At 44.6% G+C, this 1317-nt stretch carries 1 protein-coding gene; it reads right to left on the bottom strand.

What is annotated here, in order from left to right; genetic code table 11:
* Nucleotides 1-1101, bottom strand: a 1101-nt coding sequence (locus tag QUA54_RS34265; RefSeq protein ID WP_445301623.1) for an ISAs1 family transposase, incomplete at its 3' end; no start/stop codon positions are given.
* Nucleotides 1102-1317 lie beyond the last annotated feature (216 nt).

Raw genomic sequence — 1317 nt, 5'->3', positions numbered from 1 at the left:
TGCGAGCCGTCTTACCAAAGCGAAGTTCTGGGGGCTATTCAACGAACGAATGCGACATTTATCTTCATTGAAGGTCACATCTAAACTCCAATGCAGTTGGTTTTCAATGCCCCAATGTTGGCGAACTGCACGACCATTTAGCTGGGCATCTGCTGGTAAAGAACTTAGGTAAAACTGCACCTCGCGTGTGGTTTTGTTCCAGAGATGACGCACTCTTTCTACGATAACAATAGTGCGCAGTCCTGCCCATTGTTCTTGCTGGTAAAGTCCTCCGAATTGGGCAACTGATACCGCCCAGACTTTGCGAGTCTCGACGCGATGATGTCCCTTTTCGGTTCGGGAATCATAACTGATTTCAATCCCCTTGAATTCCTGAGTTTTTGCCGTCTCAAACCAGTCTTTCACTTGATGGTAGAGAGTGGGATGATTGCTTTTTAATGCTACGACATAATCCGCTTTTTTCTTGTGAATAAGCCCAACGATCTCTGTTTGAGTTCCCATCGCATCAAGGGTGACGATCGCTCCGGCAATGTCAATTAATTCTAGGAGGGCTGGAATTGCTGTGATTTCATTGGAATGGTCTTCAACTTTGACTTGCCCGAGGACTAAACGTTGTTCGCTCGCCCAAGCTGTCACTAAATGTAAGTTTTTTAAACCTTTCTCTCGATCGTAGGAACCTCGCAAACTTTTGCCATCTATTGGGATCACTTCTTCGAGGACTGAACCCATAATTTGTTTCAGCCATTGGGATAACTTATGCTCTAAAATTTTAGGGTCTAGCTTTTCAAATACCCGACGAAATGTATCGTCGCTGGGGATACCATTGGGTAATTCTAAAAATTCTTCTAACCATTGCTGCTTGCTGAGACCGTAATTTTCGATGTCTTCCCACCCATCGGCTCCTGCGATCGCAGCTAAAATAGCGATCGCGAGAATGTCTTTGAGTAAGTGTTGTTTGGTTCGATCAACTCTCGGGTCTGGTATGTCATCAAAATAATTTGATAAGCTCGCTTGTAAGTGTTGCATGGAGATGGGTTGTGACCTGTCGAGCTTCGGTGATGATTTTGGCGTTGGCACCACACGATCGAATCCTTTCCCCATTGATTTTTCCTCACCATTCGTGACACAGATGAAGCAGTATTATAGAACCTATGTGACATCTTCATAGGCTGCGAGTCGTCAGCCGTCAGCCCGTTGTCAGTTGAGCGTCAAACGATCTCAAATGGGTTCAAAAGAATCGCTACTGACAGGATGCTCTTTGATATCTTGCCATTTTTGTCAAGTACAATTTATACCAAATTAGATGAGCTTACCCTG

The organism is Microcoleus sp. MOSTC5 (genome assembly GCF_036701825.1).
Classification (GTDB): Bacteria; Cyanobacteriota; Cyanobacteriia; order Cyanobacteriales; family Microcoleaceae; genus Microcoleus; species Microcoleus asticus.
This window is presented reverse-complemented; position numbering and strand designations above follow the sequence as displayed.